The organism is Campylobacter sp. LR264d (genome assembly GCF_008633895.1).
GTDB lineage: Bacteria > Campylobacterota > Campylobacteria > Campylobacterales > Campylobacteraceae > Campylobacter_D.
This window is the reverse complement of the sequence record NZ_VJNT01000006.1, coordinates 1-20,408: the sequence shown is the minus strand read 5'-3', so window position 1 is coordinate 20,408 and position 20,408 is coordinate 1. Positions and strand designations below refer to the sequence as shown.

At 30.0% G+C, this 20,408-nt stretch carries 24 protein-coding genes; 16 read left to right on the top strand and 8 right to left on the bottom strand.

Features of this window, described 5'->3' with window-relative positions:
* Window positions 1-14 precede the first annotated feature (14 nt).
* Entirely contained in the window at window positions 15-1,175 is a 1,161-nt protein-coding gene (nspC, locus tag FMM56_RS01195) for a carboxynorspermidine decarboxylase (protein WP_150139607.1), read from the top strand.
* A 25-nt stretch (window positions 1,176-1,200) separates the two neighbouring features.
* Here nspC and sodB read toward each other — a convergent pair whose 3' ends face one another.
* The 3 genes from sodB to trxB form a co-directional block, all read right to left on the bottom strand.
* A complete protein-coding gene (sodB, locus tag FMM56_RS01190) occupies window positions 1,201-1,851 on the bottom strand; it encodes a superoxide dismutase [Fe] (RefSeq protein ID WP_150139605.1) in 651 nt (216 codons plus the stop codon).
* A gap of 77 nt (window positions 1,852-1,928) precedes the next feature.
* Window positions 1,929-2,480 (bottom strand): RBBP9/YdeN family alpha/beta hydrolase, encoded by a 552-nt coding sequence (locus FMM56_RS01185; RefSeq protein ID WP_150139604.1) that lies wholly within the window; start codon window positions 2,478-2,480, stop codon window positions 1,929-1,931.
* 58 nt (window positions 2,481-2,538) lie between these two features.
* Window positions 2,539-3,477 carry a thioredoxin-disulfide reductase gene (trxB, locus tag FMM56_RS01180; RefSeq protein WP_150151506.1) on the bottom strand — a complete coding sequence of 313 codons (939 nt, stop codon included), beginning with the start codon at window positions 3,475-3,477 and terminating at the stop codon, window positions 2,539-2,541.
* 158 nt (window positions 3,478-3,635) lie between these two features.
* Between trxB and dapB the strand changes: the two genes are divergently transcribed.
* Window positions 3,636-4,364 (top strand): 4-hydroxy-tetrahydrodipicolinate reductase, encoded by a 729-nt coding sequence (gene dapB, locus FMM56_RS01175; protein ID WP_150139600.1) that lies wholly within the window; start codon window positions 3,636-3,638, stop codon window positions 4,362-4,364.
* Window positions 4,365-5,702, top strand: coding sequence for an amidophosphoribosyltransferase (gene purF / locus FMM56_RS01170; RefSeq protein WP_150207529.1), 1,338 nt, complete (start codon window positions 4,365-4,367; stop codon window positions 5,700-5,702).
* Between the two features lie 15 nt (window positions 5,703-5,717).
* On the opposite strand, the gene FMM56_RS01165 is transcribed toward purF, so the two are convergent.
* Both FMM56_RS01165 and FMM56_RS01160 read right to left on the bottom strand, forming a co-directional pair.
* On the bottom strand, window positions 5,718-6,590 hold the full coding sequence (locus FMM56_RS01165; protein ID WP_150139597.1) for a homoserine O-succinyltransferase: 873 nt from the start codon (window positions 6,588-6,590) through the stop codon (window positions 5,718-5,720).
* 1 nt (window position 6,591) lies between these two features.
* A complete protein-coding gene (locus tag FMM56_RS01160; RefSeq protein ID WP_150207527.1) occupies window positions 6,592-7,878 on the bottom strand; it encodes an O-acetylhomoserine aminocarboxypropyltransferase/cysteine synthase family protein in 1,287 nt (428 codons plus the stop codon).
* A 266-nt stretch (window positions 7,879-8,144) separates the two neighbouring features.
* Here FMM56_RS01160 and thyX point away from each other — a divergent pair, with 266 nt between their 5' ends.
* The 12 genes from thyX to FMM56_RS01105 all read left to right on the top strand — a co-directional run bounded on the left by thyX (window position 8,145) and on the right by FMM56_RS01105 (window position 14,528).
* Window positions 8,145-8,765: an FAD-dependent thymidylate synthase gene (gene thyX, locus FMM56_RS01155; protein WP_150139593.1), complete on the top strand. Its 621-nt coding sequence runs from the start codon at window positions 8,145-8,147 to the stop codon at window positions 8,763-8,765.
* Window positions 8,762-9,472, top strand: a complete 711-nt coding sequence (locus FMM56_RS01150) for a class I SAM-dependent methyltransferase (RefSeq protein ID WP_150139591.1) — start codon at window positions 8,762-8,764, stop codon at window positions 9,470-9,472. Before thyX ends, FMM56_RS01150 begins: the two co-directional genes overlap by 4 nt.
* Before the next feature lie 115 nt (window positions 9,473-9,587).
* On the top strand, window positions 9,588-9,827 hold the full coding sequence (locus FMM56_RS01145) for a hypothetical protein (protein ID WP_150139589.1): 240 nt from the start codon (window positions 9,588-9,590) through the stop codon (window positions 9,825-9,827).
* A gap of 49 nt (window positions 9,828-9,876) precedes the next feature.
* A complete protein-coding gene (ribH, locus tag FMM56_RS01140) occupies window positions 9,877-10,347 on the top strand; it encodes a 6,7-dimethyl-8-ribityllumazine synthase (protein ID WP_150139587.1) in 471 nt (156 codons plus the stop codon).
* Window position 10,348: 1 nt separating this feature from the next.
* Window positions 10,349-10,747: a transcription antitermination factor NusB gene (gene nusB / locus FMM56_RS01135; RefSeq protein ID WP_150139585.1), complete on the top strand. Its 399-nt coding sequence runs from the start codon at window positions 10,349-10,351 to the stop codon at window positions 10,745-10,747.
* Window positions 10,744-11,424 carry an orotidine-5'-phosphate decarboxylase gene (gene pyrF, locus FMM56_RS01130; protein ID WP_150139583.1) on the top strand — a complete coding sequence of 227 codons (681 nt, stop codon included), beginning with the start codon at window positions 10,744-10,746 and terminating at the stop codon, window positions 11,422-11,424. Before nusB ends, pyrF begins: the two co-directional genes overlap by 4 nt.
* Before the next feature lie 6 nt (window positions 11,425-11,430).
* The gene (locus FMM56_RS01125; protein ID WP_150139581.1) at window positions 11,431-12,012 is read left to right on the top strand and encodes a ferric reductase-like transmembrane domain-containing protein; all 582 of its coding nucleotides are present in this window, start codon (window positions 11,431-11,433) and stop codon (window positions 12,010-12,012) included.
* 144 nt (window positions 12,013-12,156) lie between these two features.
* Window positions 12,157-12,423 carry a hypothetical protein gene (locus FMM56_RS01120; RefSeq protein WP_150139579.1) on the top strand — a complete coding sequence of 89 codons (267 nt, stop codon included), beginning with the start codon at window positions 12,157-12,159 and terminating at the stop codon, window positions 12,421-12,423.
* A gap of 314 nt (window positions 12,424-12,737) precedes the next feature.
* Window positions 12,738-13,037, top strand: coding sequence for a hypothetical protein (locus tag FMM56_RS01115; protein WP_150139577.1), 300 nt, complete (start codon window positions 12,738-12,740; stop codon window positions 13,035-13,037).
* Between the two features lie 139 nt (window positions 13,038-13,176).
* Window positions 13,177-13,911, top strand: coding sequence for a hypothetical protein (locus FMM56_RS01110; protein ID WP_150207525.1), 735 nt, complete (start codon window positions 13,177-13,179; stop codon window positions 13,909-13,911).
* Window positions 13,912-13,921: 10 nt separating this feature from the next.
* The gene (locus tag FMM56_RS09120) at window positions 13,922-14,053 is read left to right on the top strand and encodes a hypothetical protein (RefSeq protein WP_263312598.1); all 132 of its coding nucleotides are present in this window, start codon (window positions 13,922-13,924) and stop codon (window positions 14,051-14,053) included.
* A gap of 229 nt (window positions 14,054-14,282) precedes the next feature.
* Window positions 14,283-14,528 carry a hypothetical protein gene (locus FMM56_RS01105; protein ID WP_150151498.1) on the top strand — a complete coding sequence of 82 codons (246 nt, stop codon included), beginning with the start codon at window positions 14,283-14,285 and terminating at the stop codon, window positions 14,526-14,528.
* 9 nt (window positions 14,529-14,537) lie between these two features.
* Here FMM56_RS01105 and FMM56_RS01100 read toward each other — a convergent pair whose 3' ends face one another.
* From FMM56_RS01100 to nrfH, 3 genes are all read right to left on the bottom strand, one after another.
* Window positions 14,538-15,296, bottom strand: coding sequence for a DUF1796 family putative cysteine peptidase (locus FMM56_RS01100; RefSeq protein WP_190319001.1), 759 nt, complete (start codon window positions 15,294-15,296; stop codon window positions 14,538-14,540).
* Window positions 15,297-15,377: 81 nt separating this feature from the next.
* Window positions 15,378-17,210: an ammonia-forming cytochrome c nitrite reductase subunit c552 gene (locus FMM56_RS01095; RefSeq protein ID WP_150139570.1), complete on the bottom strand. Its 1,833-nt coding sequence runs from the start codon at window positions 17,208-17,210 to the stop codon at window positions 15,378-15,380.
* 23 nt (window positions 17,211-17,233) lie between these two features.
* Complete coding sequence (nrfH, locus tag FMM56_RS01090) at window positions 17,234-17,734, bottom strand: cytochrome c nitrite reductase small subunit (protein ID WP_150139568.1); 501 nt, start codon at window positions 17,732-17,734, stop codon at window positions 17,234-17,236.
* A 292-nt stretch (window positions 17,735-18,026) separates the two neighbouring features.
* Between nrfH and FMM56_RS01085 the strand changes: the two genes are divergently transcribed.
* The gene (locus FMM56_RS01085; RefSeq protein ID WP_150139567.1) at window positions 18,027-20,120 is read left to right on the top strand and encodes an RNA degradosome polyphosphate kinase; all 2,094 of its coding nucleotides are present in this window, start codon (window positions 18,027-18,029) and stop codon (window positions 20,118-20,120) included.
* The last annotated feature ends 288 nt before the right edge of the window (window positions 20,121-20,408 follow it).

Genomic DNA, 20,408 nt, shown 5'->3' with positions numbered 1-20,408 from the left:
AGTTTAGGAATAAAATGTTTGAGTATGCAAGTAAAATTTCAACCCCAGCCTATGTTTTAGAAGAAAATCTTCTTAGAAAAAATTGCGAACTTCTAGCTAGTATCAGTGAAAAAAGTGGGGCAAAAATACTTTTAGCCTTGAAGGGTTTTGCATTTAGTAAATCTTTAAAAATAGTTGGAGAATATCTACACGGAGCTACTTGTAGTGGGCTTTGGGAGGCGAAATTTGCAAAAGAATTTATGGATAAAGAAATTCACACCTTCTCCCCTGCCTTTAAGGATGATGAGATAGATGAGATTATAGCTTTGTCTAATCATATAGTTTTTAATTCTTTAAATCAATTTGAACTTTATAAGGATAAAGTAAAAAAGGCAAATAAACAAATAGGACTTCGTTGCAATGTAGAATTTTCAGTGGCCCCAAAAGAAATTTATAATCCTTGTGGTAGATTTTCAAGGCTTGGGATACTAGCAAAGGATTTAAAAAATGCTGATTTAAGCGAAATCAATGGGCTACATTTTCACGCACTTTGCGAAGAAAGTGCTAACTCCTTAGAACTTGTTTTAAAAGCCTTTGAAAAGAAATTTAAGCCATTTTTAAAGCATGTAAAATGGGTAAATTTTGGAGGGGGTCATCATATCACAAAAAAGAGTTATGATATAAAAAAATTAATTAATTTATGTAAAAAATTTAGCGATAAATTTGGAACTCAAATTTATTTAGAACCAGGCGAGGCTATAGGCTGGCAAACAGGGGTTTTAGTAGCAAGTGTAATTGACATAGTAAAAAATGAAAAAAACATAGCCATACTAGATACTTCAAGCGAAGCCCATATGCCAGATACTATCATAATGCCTTATACTAGCGAAGTAGCAAATGCTAGGATACTTAAAACTAGGAATAATGAAAAAATTTCAAAGCTTAAAAAGGGCGAATTTGCTTATTTGCTAGGTGGAAATACTTGCTTGGCTGGTGATATTATGGGAGAGTACGCCTTTAAAAAGCCATTAAAAAGGGGTGATAAAATCATTTTTTTAGACCAAATTCATTATAGCATTGTAAAAAATACTACCTTTAATGGCGTGAGATTGCCAAACTTAATGTTTTTAAACGCAAAAAATGAACTTAAAATGATAAGAAAATTTGATTATGAGGAATTTAGAAGAAGAAATTAATTTTTAAGCCCGAAGGCTTAAAAATTTAATTGATTGGGTGAAGTTTATTAGCATAAAAGCTAACTGAATTCATACCTTCTTTTAATGCCCACTCATAGCTAACAGATACAAAAACCCAGTTAATATGTCCAAAAAACTTTTCTAAGTATGCAGGACGGGCATTGCGATGGTCAACATAATAAGCATGTTCCCAAACATCTACAACAAGAAGTGGAATTTTATCATCAACTATTGGAGTGGCTGCATTTGAGGTGCCTACTAATTCTAATTTTTTTGTCTTTGTATTATAAACTAACCAAAACCAACCAGAACCAAATACGCCAGTAGCCCCTTTTATAAACTCAGTTTTAAAATTATCCAAACTGCCAAAATCTTTTTCAATGGCAAGTTTTAAATCATCTCTTATATCCTCAAAAGGCTGTTTACAGATAGGTTGAATACAGTCAAAATAAAAATCATGATTATAAACTTGAGCTGCGTTATTGAAAATTCCACCACTTGAACCCTTAATAATGCTTACTAAGTCCTTATTTTCAAACTCATTGCCACTAATGAGATTGTTAAGATTATTAACATAGGTTTGATGGTGTTTTCCATGATGATAAGAAAAAGTTTCAGCACTTAAAAAACCTACAAAAGAACCTGTATCATAGGGAAGTGTTCTTAATTCAAACATTTTTTCTCCTTTTTAAAAATTTATCTTAAAATCCTATCATAAAATTTATAATAAATAAGAAAAAATATTTATCTTTTTTAGAATTTATTAAAATACAAAAGCGTATTTAAAATTAATGGCATTTTAGTAAAGCCATCTTCTTGCATAAAATGTCCACCTTTTTCAAACTCAACATAACTAGCCCTTAAATTTTTAGCTAAATTATGGGTTAAATTAAGAGGTATTATATAATCATCCCTTGCAGCTATTATAAGTCTTTTTGGACTAAGCTTTATTAAATTTTCATAATCAAGGCTTGTTTTTGTAAAATTTTCTAATAAGGGCAAGTGATTTACAAGCTTTGAAAAACCAGAAACTAAGATAATGCCACCGATTTTTTTATTTATCTTTTGCAAAAAAAGCAAAGTAATAAGACAACCTAGGCTATGTGCTACAAAATAGGTATTTTCATCTATATTTTTACATTCTTTGCTTAAAGTTTCTAGCCATTCATCAACATTAGGAGTACTAGAATTTGGCAAAGTTGGTGTAAAAGCATTGATATTATTTAAAATTAAGTTTTCTTGTAGCCAAGGAAACCAGTTTCTTTTAGGATTAGACTCAAAGCCATGAATGATATAAACTTGCATAATTACCCCTTTATTTTAAAGACAATTATAACAAAAAGGCTAGAAAACTAGCCTTAAATTAATGTAAACTTTCTATATAAGCCATAGCACTTAATGCTGCAATGGCACCATCTCCTGCTGCACAAATTACTTGTTTTGGAGCGTCTTTCCTTAAATCTCCTGCTGCAAAAAGACCAGGCACATTAGTTTGCATTTTTAAATCAACGCTAACTTGACCTGTATTTTCCATAGCACATAAGAATTTTTCATCATCTTGTTTTAAAATTTCATTTCGAACATCAAGTCCTACAAAGGTAAAAATTCCAGGTACTTTTAAATCTCTAATACTGCCATCTTTTAATTTTACCTTAACGCCACAAACCCCACTGTTATCACCATATACCTCGTCAATAACAGCACTTGTTATAAATTCAATCTTTTCATTTTTCTTAGCCTTTTCAACTGTGCTTGGTGCTGCCCTAAATTCATCTCTTCTATGGATTACATATACCTTAGAACAAATATTTGCAAGATATTGTGCTTCTTCAAGTGCAGTATCACCACCTCCTAAAAGGGCTACTTCTTTATTTTTATAAAAAAAGCCATCGCAAGTTGCACAAGTACTTACGCCTTTGCCAAAAAATTCATCCTCGCCCTTAAAACCAGCACGACGTGGCTGAGAACCTGTACAAACTATAACAGCCTTTGCTTGTGCTTCTTTTCCGCCTTCAATTTTAATAGTAAAACTATTATCACTATTTTTAATAACCTTTTCAACCCCTACCATTTCGTGCTTTAAACCAAAACGCATACATTGTTCGCTCCATGGAGCCATAAAAGAAATTCCATCCATTACTTGTGCTACCCCTGGATAATTTTCTATCTCAGAACTTGAAGTAATTTGACCTCCTGGCATTCCCTTTTCAAACATAACGACATTTTTAAGCCCACCTCTTGTAGCATAAAGTCCAGCACTAAGTCCAGCAGGACCTCCACCTATGATTGCTAAATCTAACATTATTTATCCTTTTATTGAAATTTTTTCATTATGATATAGAAAAATTTCTTAATAGTACTTAATAAAAATTATTATCTAGTATAAATTTAAATTTTTATCTTATGAAATTTTAATTAAGCAAATGATAAAATCTTACAATTTTACTTTTAAGGCTTATGATGATTAAGATAGGAATTTATGGTGCTAAAGGCAGAATGGGTAAGCAAATAAAATTGTGTTTAGAAGATGATAAAGAGGCTAAATTTAGCTTTGGCTTTGATATGAATGATGATTTAGAAAGTTTATTTAAAGAAAGTGATACCATTATTGATTTTTCTTCACCAAATGGTACAACTTCACTTTTAAATTTTGCACGTACCTATCCAAAACCACTAGTTATAGGCACCACCGGACTTGATGAAAAAACAAAGCAACTTTTACATCTAGCAAGTGAGGTTATGCCTATTTTTTATGCTACAAATATGTCTCTTGGCGTAGCTGTTTTAAATCACCTTTCAAAACTTGCTGCTACTATGCTTAATAATTTTGATATAGAAATCATAGAAATGCATCATCGCCATAAAAAAGATGCCCCAAGTGGCACGGCTATGACCTTAGCTGAAAATGTTGCAAATGCTAGAAAATTAAGTCTTGATAAGGTTAGAATCAGTGGCAGAGATGGCTTAATAGGACCTAGAAACAAGGATGAAATAGCTGTTATGAGTTTAAGAGGTGGCGATATAGTAGGAGTTCATAGAATTGGCTTTTATGAGGATGGAGAATTTTTAGAATTAAGCCACACGGCTACTTCTCGTGCTACCTTTGCAAAAGGTGCTATCAGTGCTGCTAAATGGCTTGTTAGTCAAAAAAGTGGATTTTATGGCATTAATGATTTATTAGGAATTTAAATGTGTGCGGTTGTTGGTGTGATTAATTCTAAAAATGCAAGTACTTACGCATATTATGCACTTTTTGCTATGCAGCACAGGGGACAAGAAGCAAGTGGAATTAGCGTTAGCAATGGTAAAAATATCCATACTATAAAGGCTAAGGGAGAGGTAAGTCAAATTTTTAATGAAAATAATTTAAAAAACTTAAGTGGCAATATTGCCATAGGTCATAATCGATATTCAACGGCTGGAAATTCAAGCCTAAACGATGCCCAGCCTATAGCAGTAAGTTGTAATATAGGCGATATAGCCCTAGCCCATAATGGAAATTTAGTAAATAAGGACGAGATTCGTTTTAAATTGATAGATGAAGGTGCTATTTTTCGTACAAATATGGATACTGAAAATGTAGTTCATTTAATAGCAAAAAGCAAAAAATCAAGCTTAAAAGAAAAATTTATAGAAAGTTTAAATTATTGCGTAGGGGCTTATTGTTTTGTCTTAGCTAGTGCAAATAATCTTTTTGTAGTACGTGATAAATTTGGCGTTAGACCTCTTAGCTTAGGTCGTTTAAAAGATGGAGGTTACATAGTAGCTAGTGAAAGTTGTGCCTTTGATTTAATAGAAGCTGATTTTATAAGAGATATTAAAGCAGGTGAAATGCTAATTTTTACTGAAGGACAAGATGAATTTGAAAGCATACAACTTTTTAAAGAAGAACCTAGAATTTGTGCCTTTGAGTATATTTATTTTGCAAGACCTGATAGCATAGTAGAGGGCAAAAGTGTATATGAAATTCGTAAAAAAATGGGTGCAAATTTAGCTAAGAATTTCAAAGAAAAAATTGATTTTGTAGTACCAGTGCCTGATAGTGGAGTAAGTGCAGCCATAGGCTTTTCTCAAAGTTTAAATATACCTCTTGAAATGGCAATTGTTAGAAATCACTATGTAGGCAGAACCTTCATAGAACCAACCCAAGCACTTAGAAATTTAAAGGTAAAATTAAAATTAAATCCTATGTCAAAGGTGCTTAAAAATAAAGATATAGCAGTAATTGATGATAGTGTGGTAAGAGGAACTACCTCAAAAAAAGTAATATCCTTGCTTCGTGTAGCAGGGGCTAGAAAAATTCATTTAGCAATAGCCTGTCCTGAGATAAAATTCCCAGACCTTTATGGCATTGATACGCCTACCTTTGATGAGTTAATTTCAGCAAATAAAAATGTCAAAGAGGTTCTAGAATATGTAGGGGCTGATAGTTTGAGCTTTTTAAGTATTGAAGATTTAAAACAAAGCATAGGCAATGAAAGGGCGTATTCTTTAGTAAGCTTTGATGGGAATTATTTTATAAAATAAAGGAGTTAAACTCCTTTACAATACATAAGGCGTACTTTGATAAACATCATAATTTAGCCAGTTTAAAAAGATAGTATTTGCATTTGAACGCCAATTATAAAGAATTTCGCCGTTTTCATCATAATAATTTTTTGGAATTTGTGTTTTGTTATCCCTTTCATATTCTAATTCTAAGGTCTTTTTAAAATATTCTAAATGCCCTAAAATATAAATATCCTTTTTATCCCTAAGCATTGCCACACCGGCTTCATCATTTTTAAGTAGAATTTTTAAATCCTTAATTTTGCTTAGTTCATTTTCATCTATGTGACTATTTCTAGAATGAGGCATAAGAATTTTTTCATCCAAATTTGTTAAGATTAAATCCTTATTTGCTACATCGTGTAAGAATACACCAAAGCATTTTTTAGATAAATTTTGCTTTTTAATGCCATAAAAATGATACAAAGCCCCCATAGCACCCCAGCAAATATACATGGTACTTGTCACATTTATGCGTAAAAAATCAAAAATTTCTTTTAATTCTTGCCAGTATTTTACATTCTCAAATTCAAGCTGTTCAACGGGCGCACCTGTAACAATGGCCCCGTCAAATTTCTTTCCCTTTACTGCTTCAATGCCTTGATAAAATTTTTCTAAATGCCAAAGAGGGGTATTTTTTCCTACATAGCTTTTAGTACAAATAAAGCTAATATTTAATTGCAAGGGCGAATTTGCCAGTAAAGATAGAAGTTGATTTTCTGTTTCTATCTTTGTAGGCATTAAATTTAAAATCAAAATTTCAAGCGTTCTAATATCTTGTGTGTTTGCCCTTTGCGTATCCATAACAAAAGCACTTTTATTAAGTACTTCAAAGGCTGGCATATCCCTAGGAATTACTAAGGGCATTTTAAGCCCTTATTGCTTGGTCTAAATCAGCAATTAAATCCTTTGCATCTTCAAGACCTATACTAAGACGAATTGTTGAAGGCGAAATTTGGGCGTTTTTTAATTCTTCTTGGCTAAGCTGTGAGTGAGTTGTACTTGCTGGGTGGATTATTAAGGATTTTGAATCGCCTAAATTTGCAACAATTTTAAAGATTTTTGTTTTATTGCAAATTGATTTTGCATGTTCATAATCCCTTGCCTCAAAGCTTAAAAGCCCACTAGCTTGTTCGTTTATAAAATACTTTTTAAGCAAGGCATTGTAAGGATTATTTGCAAGACCTGGGTAGTTAACTTCTTTAACATTTGGATGATTTTGTAAAAATTTGGCTATTTCTAGGGCATTTTGACTATGTTTTTGTATCCTTAAAGACAAAGTTTCAAGCCCTTGCAAAAGTTGCCAAGCACTAGTAGCACTCATGGTAGCCCCTATATTTTTAAGCCATTCTGCTAATATGCGAAAAGAATAAATTGGTAAATTTTGTTCATCAACACTAGCATAAACAAGCCCATGATAGCTTTCATCAGGTATATTAAAGGGCTTGTAGCGAGGGTTATTTTTAATCAAAGGATTTAAACCCTTTCTTTCAATAATAGCACCTCCTAAGGTATTTCCTTGGCCGTTTATATATTTGCTTAAACTATGAACTACTATATCTACTCCAAAATCAAAGGCCTTATGCAAAAATGGTGTAGCGACTGTATTATCACAAATGCTTATAATCCCATATTTTTTAGCAATTTGAGTGATTTTTTCTGTATCTGCTATAGCAATTTGTGGATTTGACAAGCTTTCAAAGAAAATTGCCTTTGTGCTATCATCAATTAAATTTTCTAGGCTATTTAAATCATCTATGTCAAATTCCTTTGTTTTAATGCCAAAACGTTTTGGAAAAGTATGGGCTAATAAGGTTTGTGTGCCTCCATAAATTTTATTTGAATAAAGTATAGTGTCTCCAATTTGAGCACAATTTAACAAAGCATAAAAAACTGCTGCCATGCCACTTGCAGTACAAACTCCAAAAATTCCACCTTCAACCTCTGCTAATCTTTGCTGTAAGATAGCCACCGTTGGATTTTTAATCCTTGAGTAAGTATTACCCATTTCTTTTAAGCTAAAACGAGCTTCTGCTTGTGCTAAGTCTTCAAAGCTATAAGCTGTGCTTTGATAAATCGGAACGCTAATCGTCCTTTGTGTGTCAAATTTATAAGCTGCGTGAAGTGCTAGCGTACTTTGTGAGTAATCTGCCATAATATTTCCTTTTTTGTGAAATTTTAAATTTAAAAAACTAAAAAAATTTAGCTAAAATAAGTAAATGAGTTTAAAAAATCAAGCACGCAAGGCGTGCATCATAAAAGAAGCATTAGAAAAGAAGTTTGCAATATAAAACATTTTTTATCTCCTTTTCTTAAATTTAGGCAAAATTCTAACCAAAAAATATTAATCTTTGCTTAATTAAATAAAGTTTTTTAAAGTAAAAGTATGTAAAAATTACGAAATTTTTTCAAAGGATATTTATGCAAGTTAGTTTACTTTTTCATACCCCACTTTTTGTGTGTTCTCACGCTACTAGGACTTGTTGGCAAAGTTTTGAAAAGGGTGATTGTGGAGGCGAAAAAGATAAAGAATTAATAGATAGGGTCGGTAATAAATTTAAACATGCCTCAACGCTTGAACATTTAAGTTATAATTTTTATATTCAAGGCATTTCAAGGGCTTGTTTGCAAGAACTTGCAAGGCATAGGATTGCAAGTTTAAGTGTAAAAAGTACTCGTTATACCTTAAAAGAATTAAGAAACGAAGCTGAGTTTAAAATAGGAGATTTTGAAAACGCCAGTCGTTATTTGGTGTTGTGTGGTAATGAAAAAGTAGATAATGCAAGTATTTTATCCTTAGAAAATTTGCGTTTAATCTTACAAGAAAGTATCTCGCTTGACTTAGCAAAATACTGCTTACCTGAAAGCTATAAAACTGAACTTACTTGGAGCGTTAATGCTAGGGCCTTGCAAAATTTTCTAAGTTTGAGAAGTTCAAAGGCTGCCCTTTGGGAGATAAGAAAATTAGCCCTAGCAATTTTTGATGCAATACCTGATGAACAAAAATTTATTTTTAACCATTGCATACAAGATAAACAATGAATTTATGGGATGAAAAGGCTAAAACTTATGCAAGATTTAACGAAAAATTAACCTATATACAAGAACAAAGTTTTAAGAAATTTAAGGAATTTAATATAAGCTTTGTTAATAAAAACATACTTGATATAGGCTGTGGTACGGGCATTTGGACCCTACATTTAGCCAAATTTGCAAAAAATATTATCGCACTTGATAGTTCAAAAAATATGCTTGAGTTTTTAAACAAAGATGCTAAAAATTTAAAATTAAATAATATAAATACTATAAATTTAGACTTTGAAAGCTTTTGTAAAAAAAATAAAAATTTGCATTTTGATATAGCCTTTATAAGTATGTCACCTGCACTAGATAATGAAAAGGCCTTTGAGTATTTTGTATCCTTTGGGGATATTAAAATTTATATAGGCTGGGATAGTTTTAGAAGAAGTGATTTTTTAGAATCCATTTATAAGCATTTTAACACTAAAGGTAAAAAATTAGGAAATGACAATTTAGAAAAATTTTTAAATGCTAATAATATAGCCTTTGAAAAAATAATTTTTGATGAAATTCGCCTTGTAAAAAGAAGTAAAGAAGAAGCTATTGAAAATGCAGCTTGGCATTTAAAAATGAATAATTTAAATGTCGATGAAAATGAGCTTAAAAAACTTATAAAAATGGATATTGAAGAAAGGGTTAGTTCAAAGATTAAATTAATAATTTTTTAAGAAGTTTAAAAATGAAAAATAAGCTTTTACTTTTTAGTTTGCTTTTATTAATAGGGTGTAAAAATACAAAAAATGAAGAATAAAATTTATTAAAAAATAATGGATATAAAGAAATTTGATATTAGATAATATATATAAAAGGGAGCAAAAATTAAAATGGTGCCTTAAAAAAGCTGGTATTTACACAGATAAATTATATGCAAAATTAAACAAGCAAAGGGATAATGGCTTTAACGAAAAAGAAGCAGATTTTATGGTTGAAATTTTTAATAAACTTAAAACTAATATTAGAAAAAATGTTTATAGTATTAATGCAAAAAATTGTAGCAATGCTTTATATGCTTATCTTCAATGATTTTAATATTTTTATGTTAAAATACCTAATTTTAATAAAAGGATAATAAATGACTATTTTAGAAGGCAAGTTAAATTTAAATGGCAAGGAAAAAATAGCTATTATAAACGCAAGGTTTAATCATATCATAACCGACCGCTTAGTTGAGGGTGCAAAGGATGCCTTTTTAAGACATGGAGGAAGTGAAAAAAATTTAAGTCTTATTTTGGTACCCGGTGCCTTTGAGGTACCTTTTGCCTTAAAACAAGCTATTTTAAGCAAAAAATTTGACGGGCTTTGTTGCCTGGGTGCTGTGATTAGAGGAAGTACTCCTCATTTTGATTATGTTTCAGCAGAAACTACTAAGGGCATTGCAAGTGTTAGTTTGGCTAATAATATACCTGTTAGCTTTGGAGTTTTAACAACTGACTCAATAGAACAAGCCATAGAAAGGGCTGGTTCTAAGGCTGGGAATAAAGGCTTTGAGGCAATGTGTACCTTGATTGAAATGCTAAGATTAAACGATGTTTTAAAGGCATAAAATGGCAACTAGGCATCAGGCAAGGCAAAGCATTATTTCATTGTTGTACGCCCTTGAATTTAATGAAAAAAATGAGAATTTTATAGCTGAGTTTTTAGAAGAAAAAAAAATTCGCAATGAGCAAAAAAAATTTAGCCTTGCTTTGTATGAGGGCATTTGTGCAAATTTGCAAAGACTAGACGAGCTTATAAATTCTCAATTAAAAGAAAACGAAGTGTCTAAGCTTGGATATATTGAAAGGGCTATTTTAAGACTTGGTGCTTATGAAATGTTTTATACACAAACTTCTAGGGCTGTGATTATAAACGAGGCCATAGAATTAGCTAAGGAAATGGCAAATGATAGTACACCAAAATTTGTAAATGGTGTTTTAGATTCTTTAAAAAGTCTTGCAAAATGAAACTTTGCGTTGCCCTGGATTTAGCTAGTAAAGATAAGTGTTTAAATTTAACTAAGCAATTAAAGGGGCTTGATATATGGTTGAAAGTTGGGCTTCGGTCCTTTGTAAGGGATGGTTTTTCTTTTATAAATGAGCTTAAAAAAATAGATTCTTTTCCTATCTTTTTAGATTTAAAATTCTATGATATACCAAATACCATGGCTGATGTTTGCCAGGAATGTGCTAATTTTGAAATTGATATGATAAATATCCATGCAAGTGCTGGGGCTTTGGCTATACAAGAAGTAATGAATCGCTTAAATACTTTTAAAAAACGCCCCTTAGTACTTGGCGTTTCAGCCCTTACTAGCTTTGATGAAACAAATTTTTATAGCATTTATAAGCAAGATATTAAAGAAGCTGTTTTAAATTTGGCAAAAATAAGCTTTGAAAATAAGCTTGATGGAATGGTTTGTTCGGTATTTGAAAGCTTATTTATAAAAAAGCATACAAATGAAAATTTTATCACCCTAACGCCTGGAATTAGACCATTTAATGAAGAAAGTAACGATCAAAAAAGAGTAGCAAATTTGCAAATGGCAAAGGAAAATAAAAGTGATTTTATAGTAGTTGGACGTCCTATTTATGAGGCTAGTAATCCAAGAATGGTTTGTGAAAATATACTTAAAAATATTTAGGTTTTTATGAAAATAGCTTATTTTTTATTTATCTTATGCATATTAATTAGCCTTTCTTGCATAGTTTATAATGTGTTATTTAGCACGGATTTAATCATAATCTTATATAAAAGCACGGGTTTTAGCAGTTTATTTTTTTTAAATTTAAGCTTGATTTGTGCCTTAATTTCTTCAAAAAAAATTAAAGTAAATTTTAATATTTCAAGGGCCTTTGTTAGAATTTTTGGAATTTATAGCTTTGTGTTTATTTTTTTTCATTTTTTGATATATTTTGTACTTTCTAAAAATTTATCCTTTGTAAAATTTTTTAATGATATAAGTTCAAAAGGCTTAGAATTTAGTGGTTTTGTGGCCTTTGTAATGATGTTTTTAATGTTTTTAAGCTCTTTTAAATATTTTAAAATCTTACAAAAAATTCAAAAACTTGGCTATATTTGTTTGTTGGTTTCTTCCTTTCATATTATATTAGCAAATGAAAAAATTGAAATTTTAGAAGCTTTAATACTTATTTTAAGCCTTTTTTACCTTTATAAAAGATATAAAAATTTAAAAATTTTCAAATATAATGTAAAAAATGATGATTTTTAATTGGTTTTTAAATGTTTTTAATATAAAACAAGAGCTAAAAATTTATTTAAGTTGTTTTAGTTTTAAAGTTTTATTTGATTTTTCATTTTTTATTTTATAGTTAGGTTTAAAATTTTAGTATTAATAAAATTCCAAGGAGATTCAATGACACAAGAAGAAAGATTTGAAAAATATGCTGAGATAATGAATATTATTGAGTTTAAGCAAATAACAAGTTTTACTAAATTAGTAGCAATCTTAAAAAAAGAACATCGGTCTTATTATGATACTTTGGCAAATGATTTTAAGCTTATAAGCACTATTTATAGGGCATATAAAAGAGAAATCATACAAGTAAGCGTGGATAACGAGATCCTTGTAGTAAGAGAACTTACAAATTCACCTAATGAAGTAGAAAGGCTTAAAAATTAAAAATTTTTTTAGAAGAAAAAGGTTATAGTTGCAAACTTAAAAAGATAAGCGAAAAAGATAAAAAATCTTATGATGATGCAATATCTAATTATATACTTGTAAGCAAAGAAAGAATTAATTTTAAATGTCAAGTTTTAAACCCTTATCATTATAGATTATATGGTCTAGATTCTGATAAAGTTGTAATATTTAATGATGTTGCAATAAATACAGGTACTAATTATATGGGTGATAAAGAACATATGTTTTTATCATTAAAAAAATAATCAAAAGGCTCAAAAATAAATAAGTTTTAACATACAAAGGGGGTAAAAGTGGTATTAAAAGGCATAAATGAAAAATATATTTGGAATAATAAGGACTTAATTTCACTTTTTGATTTATATTTAGGTCCAGCTGATGATAAACCGTATGGCAAATTTCATGCTAATAAAAAATTTGTACTTGATAGAAATATAAGTGAAAGCCTATTTTATACCACTGAAAATCCTTGCGAGTGGTTAGAACTTTGCAAAAGATATGATATAGCAATGAGCGATAATGGGACAAAAACCTTAAAATATATAGTAGAAAATATAGCAAAAACACAAAACCTAGATAAAAATATTTTTTAAAGGCCTTAGAAAACAATCCTTACAAAGCTGGTAAATCTTACCAAGCAAATAAAGAATTAGCAGAAGAACAAGAACTAATAAAACAAGCCGAGGTCATGTTAAACGCTTAGATAATGAAGATAAACTAAGTTTAGCACAAATGAGAAATCAAATAGAAAATATGAGTGATGAAGAATTATTACAAATGATAAGGAATAAACGCAAAAACGACTTTGTTGATGAAGAGTACGAATCTAGTATAGATGATATAAATGGGTATGGGTACGAAGAACACAATCTAGATTATTATAAAAAAGAGTATAAAAAACAAAAAATAAAAGTTTATAGATTTGAAATTTATTTTGAAATAGTTAAAATAATTAAAGTTAAAAGGATAAGAACTTATTCTGAGTTGTTAGAAATATTAAAAGAAGAATACGATGATTATTATGCTGATTTAATAAGTGATTTTAAGCTTAGAGATCTTGTTTTTAGACTATATGTTAAACAAAATCAACTTAAAAAAGAAGTTTTTAACGAAGTAGAAGAACTTAATAAATTGAAAAATTTTTTAGATGAAAAGGGCTTTAATTGTAAGATCACAAAAGTAAAACAAGACTACAAACAATATTATTATTCCTTTTTTAATCTTGATTATGCTAATAACGAAATGCCTGATTATATTCTTTGCAGTGATGAAAAACTTAGCTTTGAATGTCAAGCCGTTAGGCATGATTGTTTTCATATAGTAATATTTAGCGTTATAAATTATATTAGCGATATTTTCGCAGAAAATAATGATTTTATAGATGAGCCTTATTATTATCATAAACTTAGCAAAGAAGAAATTTTAGAAAAATTACAAAGGGTTATGAAAATTATTTACCAAGATTAAAGGAGTTTACATGAACGCTGATGGTAGGCTTTTAACATATCTTTCTATATGTGATATTATGAAAGATAGAAAGATACAAAGTTATTTTCGATTAGTTAAAATACTTCGCAAGGAATATTTTGGTATTATAGTGACCTATTAAAAGATTTTAAGCTTAGAAGTATTTTGTTTAGATTTTTCAAGAAAGGTTTGCATTTAAAAACAAATAAAAATAAATTTAGCACTTTTCATGAATTCAAATAACTTAAAAACCTAAAGGCTTACATAGATGAAAAAAATAAAAGAAAATTTACTATTTATCCTGTTATAAGTAAGATTGTAAGGTTAAATGATAAAGAAAAAAATATTATGAAAAGTATTTTAATGTAGGGATGATGCCTAACTATCTTTTAAAACATAAACATAAATTTAGTCAACATTTTTATGTTATAGCTATGCGACCTAAGCATTATGTATTAAATATAGGAGTTGCTTTTAGAGGTGGCGATGGTGATAGTGGCGAATTAAGAACCTTTAATCCTATTAATAAACATTTTGTTTATTCTGAAATTTCTAGTATTGCCCAAGAAAATGAAGAGATTAAAAGAGAATACGAAGAAAGTTTCGAAGAAGATTAAATAATTGCTTTAATAAGTCTTTTTACGCACTAAATTAATTAACATTAGTGTCGTATAAAGACCTTTTTGACATAAATATTTTAAGCTAAATTGCTTTTTAAGCTGTATATTTTTTAAGGCTTGTTTCCATATTATCTCATTACCTCTCCAAGCATATTTTGAACTCTCATCTAAGCTTGTATCATTGCCCTCGTAGGTTAATAAGTGTAAATTCTTATCTATTAAATACTGCTTAGTTAAAATGCTATCTCGTGGCATTTTTTCATTATGAATGATCTTTATAAAATAAAGTTCTTTATCATTTTGCCAAAAATTATGAATTTTTCTTAAAAAATTCTCTACTTCTTCAAGGCTATCCTTTCCCATATTTACAAGCACTATTTTTTTAGCCTTTAAGATATATTCTTGCATTCTTTTATAACGTTTTTGCATTTTTTGATTAAATTCTGGTATTTGAAGTTCTAGGGGTTTATTTAATAAAAAATGGTGCCTTGAGGTCATATTAGTATTTTTATCCCTAACGCTAATTAATTGTTTTTCTTCATCTTCTCCTATTTTTTCACACTCAATAAAAAAATTTTTAAAATTTGTTTCAAAGCAATAAAATGCAGTTTTTAAATCATAATTACCCACCCAATCAAGAGGTGTTGCAAATAATCTTAAATTATGTTCTTTTATGTGGTGTACGCTTCTGCATGAATTTCCAAGACTTAGTACTAAATCAACATTTTTTAAATCAATACTTGCATTTTCTTGTAAAATCATCATTTTCCTATAAATAAAAACATAAATTATAAATTTTAAGTGCTTAAATTTGCTTAAATAAAAGAGCCCCGAAGGGCTCATAGATTATTTTTTATCTACATAAGTGTAGGTATAAGGTTTGATATTTTTGTCATCTTCTAAAAGTTTAGCTGGTGGGTTACCATTAATATTTTCATGTTCATAGTATCTATCACCTGCTTTATGACCATTTAAATCAACCTTATAGCGAATGTCGCCAGGATTGAATTTTTGAATATCTTCAAAACCTAAATCAGAAGTTGTAAAGTCTGTAATGCCGTTTTTAGCAGCTATTTCTACAAGTTTAGTTTGACCACTTCTAGCCATATCAACAGCTTGTAAAAGCATTCTTGAAGCCTCTCTTGGATTATGGAAACCTGTTGAATTTTCAGCACCCACAAAATCAGCCCTAATTGATGCCTTTCTTTGAAGTTCTAGCACATCAGCAATCTCAGCACTAATCTTTTTAACATCAGCTTGACCATCAGTTTGAAATTTATCCATAGCACTAAGTCTTTCACGCAAATTTTTAGTATCCATAATCAAGCTTACTATAGCATATTCAGCTGTTCTCATATCATGGCTAATAGAGTTTTGAATATCTGAAATTTGAGCCTTTAAGTAACTTTCACTTTGAGTATGGCAAGATTTGCACGCTGCATTAATTTCTTTTAAAGGTGAAGTAATATTATGTTGAGTTACTTTCTTAGAACCCTTTCTAATATAAGGCATGTGACAATCAGCACAACTTACACCATTTGCCGCATGAACACCACCACTGAAAAGTTCGCTTTCAGGGTGTTGAATTTTAATCATAGGAGCATTTGTAATTTTATGTACCCAGTCTTTATCAAATATATTTCTAACTTTATCATAGTGATCGTCAAACATTTCAATTCTAAATGGCTCACCTTTTTTCCAAGTACTCCAAGGGAATACCAATTCAAGCCCTGCAACTTCTATTTCAGTAGGTTCATTACCATCTCTCCAATATTCTACTTCATCATAAGTTTTTTGAGTTCCATTATACCATTTCTTAGTGCTATCATTAGCTATGCTTTCACCCATTACTTTTACTTTAGTACCTGTTGGTTTAAAGTAGTATTCAACGTGGCATTGTGAACAAACTAGGGTTCTCATTTCTTCCCTACTTGCTTTTACTCCTAATACTGGGTCAGCTTCATAACCCCTAAAATTAACAAGGGCATTGATAAGTGCTGGTCTTGTAACGCGTAATTGCATATCGTTAGGATTGTGACAATCTGCACAAGTTACACCCATTCTTCTACCACCATGTAATCCATTATGTTCAGGAGAATTAACAGCTGCACCATTTACAGCAGGTACATTTTTAATCATAGTCCAATATTTTGTAGAATTAAATGCTACAAAGTCACCCTTTGCTACATTTTTAATTAACCAAGGAGTCCAACCACTATGGCAATTCATACAGGCAGTAGGTTGTCCACCAAATGCTTTAAAGCCATGTGCATTTAAGAAATCTTTATTGTTTCTTGCTGTATCCATTTGGTCAGCTTGTATAAAAAAGTGTCCTCTTTCTTCATTTGCATCAAGGCTAAATGGATATCCAGCCCAAAGTAAGGTAAGTTGAGGATAACGAATAAGTTTAGAATAAGCTAAATTTCCACCAAATTCAGTAGCGAAAGGCTCTTCTTTTTCAACAGTTAAATACATATCTAAATAATCAGGAAAATTCTTACCCCATTCATCGAAAGTAGGATTATCATCAGTCATTTCTACTGCACCTATTGATTTAATAGCAAGTTGAGTTGCACCTTCTTGTTGTCTTTGGTCTATGTTGCCACTCAACCACCAAATACCACCTATTAAGACGAGTAAGATTATTATACCAGTGTATAAACCTTTTTTATTGCCCATTTGAGAAAACCTCCTTTTAAATTTTAAAATCCACGTACGTGTCCGACACTAGCGTGACAGGATACACAACTTAAACTGTTATTAGCGTGTGAATTTGCAGTCGCATTTATAGCATTTGCTGCATAATCAGCATGACAACGAATACAGTTATCTTGAACCGTATGTTTACTTTTTTCATTTGCACTTAGATGCGTAGGCAAATTTTCAAGCTCAAAAGTAAAAGCATAGGCGTGTCTAAGACCACTTTCAGCCTTTGCTATCCATTTATTCACAAAATCATGCGGTAAATGGCAATCCATACAGCTTGCCCTTGGCTCTCCAGCTACTTTTTTTGAATGTGGACCTGATAAATAGTCGTTATAAACTTGGTTCATAACATGACAGTTATTACAGGACTCACTAGCACTGCCAAAATAAGAAGTGCCTTTTGCCTTATAAAAGGTATAAAAACCCATTGCAAAAAAGACAAAAAGTAAGATTAGAAAAATGCCAAAAAGACCTGAAGAACTTGATTTTTCTTCCAAAATACCCTCCTTATGGCTACTTAAATAGCGATTTAGTGATTTTATCAAAATAAAATTTAAAGAAATTTTAAGGATATTTTTTATCTTAATTACGCTCTGTTAAATATTATCTGGCGATATTTTACTTAAATTTACTAATTATTTAATTTTTTAGCAAAATTTGCCAAATTTTTGTTAATTTTCGAAAATAATCAAGAAAAAATTTATAAATTTTCGTTAATAAAAACTTTTTTAAAAAAAAATAATAAAATTTTCAATATAATAAAATAAATTTTATAAATTAGGAGAACTTATGCAAACAAATCCTAGTATGTTTTTTAATAGAGAACTTTCATGGCTTCGCTTTAATTCACGCGTTTTAAATCAATGCACAAGGCAACTTCCAGCACTAGAAAGGCTTAAATTTATAGCAATTTATTGCACAAATTTAGATGAGTTTTATATGATAAGAGTGGCTGGTTTAAAGCAACTTTACTCAGCAGGAGTTATCATAAGTAGCAGTGATGAAATGACTCCTTTAATGCAGTTACAAGAAATTCGCAAATATTTACACGAAGAAAAAACGCTTTTAGAAACCTATTTTTCAGACATTATCACTGAACTTGCAAGGGAAAATTTATTTATTAAATCTTACGAACAACTTGATGAAAATTTAAAAACAAAATGCGATGATTATTTTCGTTCAAATATCTTTCCTGTTATCATTCCTATCGCAGTTGATGCAACCCATCCTTTTCCTCATTTAAATAACCTATCTTTTTCATTAGCTGTTAAAATTTGCGATAAGGCACATAATGAACTTATAAAATTTGGACTTATTAGAATTCCACGCATTTTACCTAGATTTTATCAAGTAGACTCTAATGTTTATGTACCTATTGAAAGCATAGTGCACGAACATGTAGAATATATTTTTCCGGGTTATTCGCTTTTAGCATCAGCTGCCTTTCGTGTAACAAGAAACGCAGATATTATCATAGAAGAAGAAGAAGCAGATGATTTTATGATGATTTTAGAACAAGGCTTAAAACTTCGTAGAAAAGGGGCTTTTGTAAGACTTCAAATTCAAAAAGATGCAGACGAACAAATAATTGACTTTTTAAATATGCACATTAAAATTTATCACCAAGATGTATATGAGTACTCTTGTTTGCTAAATTTACCTTCTTTATGGCAGATAGTGGGTAATAAGGCCTTTACTCACCTTTTAAGCTCACTTTATACTCCAAAAACTCTAGCACCCTTTGATGAGAATTTATCTATTTTTGAAACTATGGATAAAGAAGACATACTTATAGTACAACCATTTGAAAGCTTTGACCCTGTTTATAAGCTTATAAAAGAAGCTAGTAAGGACCCTGATGTTATTTCTATTAGAATGACACTTTATAGGGTTGAAAAAAATTCAAACATAGTACAAGCCTTAATCGATGCGGCAAATGAAGGTAAGCAAGTAACGGTTATGGTTGAGTTAAAGGCTAGATTTGATGAAGAAAATAATCTACACTGGGCTAAGGTTTTAGAAGATGCAGGTGCTCATGTAATTTATGGAATCACTGGCTTTAAGGTACATGCTAAGGTTACTCAAATAATTCGTAAAAACAATGATAAATTAAAATTTTACATGCATTTTAGCACAGGAAATTATAATGCTAGTACGGCAAAAATATACACAGATGTTAGTTATTTTACTACAAGGGATGATTTTGCTAGGGATTCTACAGCATTTTTCCATATACTTTCAGGCTTTAATAAAGATAGATACTTACAAAGTCTTTCTATGAGCCCTACTCAAATAAAGGCTAAAATCCTTGAAATGATAAGGGTTGAAACTACTAAGGGAAATGAAGGCGTGATAGTTGCTAAGATGAATTCTTTAGTTGATTCTGATGTGATTAAGGCACTTTATGAGGCTTCAAATAATGGCGTTCAAATTGATTTAATCATTCGTGGAATTTGCTGTTTAAAACCAAATGAAGATTATAGTCGCAATATACGCGTTAGAAGTATTATAGGAAAATACCTAGAACATGCTAGAATTTTCTATTTTAAACATAGCAGTCCAAATTATTTTATATCAAGCGCGGATTGGATGCCTAGGAATTTGGAAAGAAGACTTGAATTAATGACTCCTATTTTTGATGAAAAGGGCAGGGCAAAATTAGCCCAGGTTTTGCGTTTGCAACTTAGCGATAATGTTTTAGCATATGAACTTAACAAAGAAGGCGAGTATGATAAGATAAATCCTAGAGAAAATGAAAGGCCTATGGACTCTCAACAAATTTTAGAAGATTATATAAGCAAAATTTATAAGACTTTAAAGGCTGATGAAAGTCGTGGAACACACTTAGCTTATAAGCTTTTTAAAGATAAGGAAAGCAAGTAAAAAGTTGCTTAAAATGGCAACTTTTTACAAACTTTGTTTTGTAAAATTATTAATTTGTTAACTATTCTCACATTTTTAATAAAATTCTTTATAAAATGTGTCAAAAAGTTACATTTTAATTATTTAAAAGTATGGTTTTAAAAATAAATTTAGTAAAATTTTTTAAAAAAATTTTAGCCTTAAACTAAGTTTTAAAATTCGCAAATTTAAAAAGATTTTTAGCAAAGGATTAAAAAAATATGAGATAGAATAATGGGCATTTAAGCCCATTATTTAGAATTTTTTCTT

Excerpts from the sequence above, each read along its gene's own strand:
- thyX (WP_150139593.1), top strand. The coding sequence starts at position 8,145 with ATGCAAGTTAGTTTACTTTTTCATACCCCACTTTTTGTGTGTTCTCAC.
- FMM56_RS01110 (WP_150207525.1), top strand. The coding sequence starts at position 13,177 with ATGAGAAATCAAATAGAAAATATGAGTGATGAAGAATTATTACAAATG.
- purF (WP_150207529.1), top strand. The coding sequence starts at position 4,365 with ATGTGTGCGGTTGTTGGTGTGATTAATTCTAAAAATGCAAGTACTTAC.
- nusB (WP_150139585.1), top strand. The coding sequence starts at position 10,349 with ATGGCAACTAGGCATCAGGCAAGGCAAAGCATTATTTCATTGTTGTAC.
- FMM56_RS01085 (WP_150139567.1), top strand. The coding sequence starts at position 18,027 with ATGCAAACAAATCCTAGTATGTTTTTTAATAGAGAACTTTCATGGCTT.
- trxB (WP_150151506.1), bottom strand. The coding sequence starts at position 3,477 with ATGTTAGATTTAGCAATCATAGGTGGAGGTCCTGCTGGACTTAGTGCT.
- FMM56_RS01105 (WP_150151498.1), top strand. The coding sequence starts at position 14,283 with ATGATGCCTAACTATCTTTTAAAACATAAACATAAATTTAGTCAACAT.
- pyrF (WP_150139583.1), top strand. The coding sequence starts at position 10,744 with ATGAAACTTTGCGTTGCCCTGGATTTAGCTAGTAAAGATAAGTGTTTA.
- FMM56_RS01150 (WP_150139591.1), top strand. The coding sequence starts at position 8,762 with ATGAATTTATGGGATGAAAAGGCTAAAACTTATGCAAGATTTAACGAA.
- FMM56_RS01160 (WP_150207527.1), bottom strand. The coding sequence starts at position 7,878 with ATGGCAGATTACTCACAAAGTACGCTAGCACTTCACGCAGCTTATAAA.
- nspC (WP_150139607.1), top strand. The coding sequence starts at position 15 with ATGTTTGAGTATGCAAGTAAAATTTCAACCCCAGCCTATGTTTTAGAA.
- FMM56_RS01120 (WP_150139579.1), top strand. The coding sequence starts at position 12,157 with ATGACACAAGAAGAAAGATTTGAAAAATATGCTGAGATAATGAATATT.
- FMM56_RS01165 (WP_150139597.1), bottom strand. The coding sequence starts at position 6,590 with ATGCCCTTAGTAATTCCTAGGGATATGCCAGCCTTTGAAGTACTTAAT.
- FMM56_RS01125 (WP_150139581.1), top strand. The coding sequence starts at position 11,431 with ATGAAAATAGCTTATTTTTTATTTATCTTATGCATATTAATTAGCCTT.
- dapB (WP_150139600.1), top strand. The coding sequence starts at position 3,636 with ATGATTAAGATAGGAATTTATGGTGCTAAAGGCAGAATGGGTAAGCAA.
- ribH (WP_150139587.1), top strand. The coding sequence starts at position 9,877 with ATGACTATTTTAGAAGGCAAGTTAAATTTAAATGGCAAGGAAAAAATA.
- FMM56_RS01100 (WP_190319001.1), bottom strand. The coding sequence starts at position 15,296 with ATGATGATTTTACAAGAAAATGCAAGTATTGATTTAAAAAATGTTGAT.
- sodB (WP_150139605.1), bottom strand. The coding sequence starts at position 1,851 with ATGTTTGAATTAAGAACACTTCCCTATGATACAGGTTCTTTTGTAGGT.
- FMM56_RS01095 (WP_150139570.1), bottom strand. The coding sequence starts at position 17,210 with ATGGGCAATAAAAAAGGTTTATACACTGGTATAATAATCTTACTCGTC.
- FMM56_RS09120 (WP_263312598.1), top strand. The coding sequence starts at position 13,922 with ATGAACGCTGATGGTAGGCTTTTAACATATCTTTCTATATGTGATATT.
- FMM56_RS01185 (WP_150139604.1), bottom strand. The coding sequence starts at position 2,480 with ATGCAAGTTTATATCATTCATGGCTTTGAGTCTAATCCTAAAAGAAAC.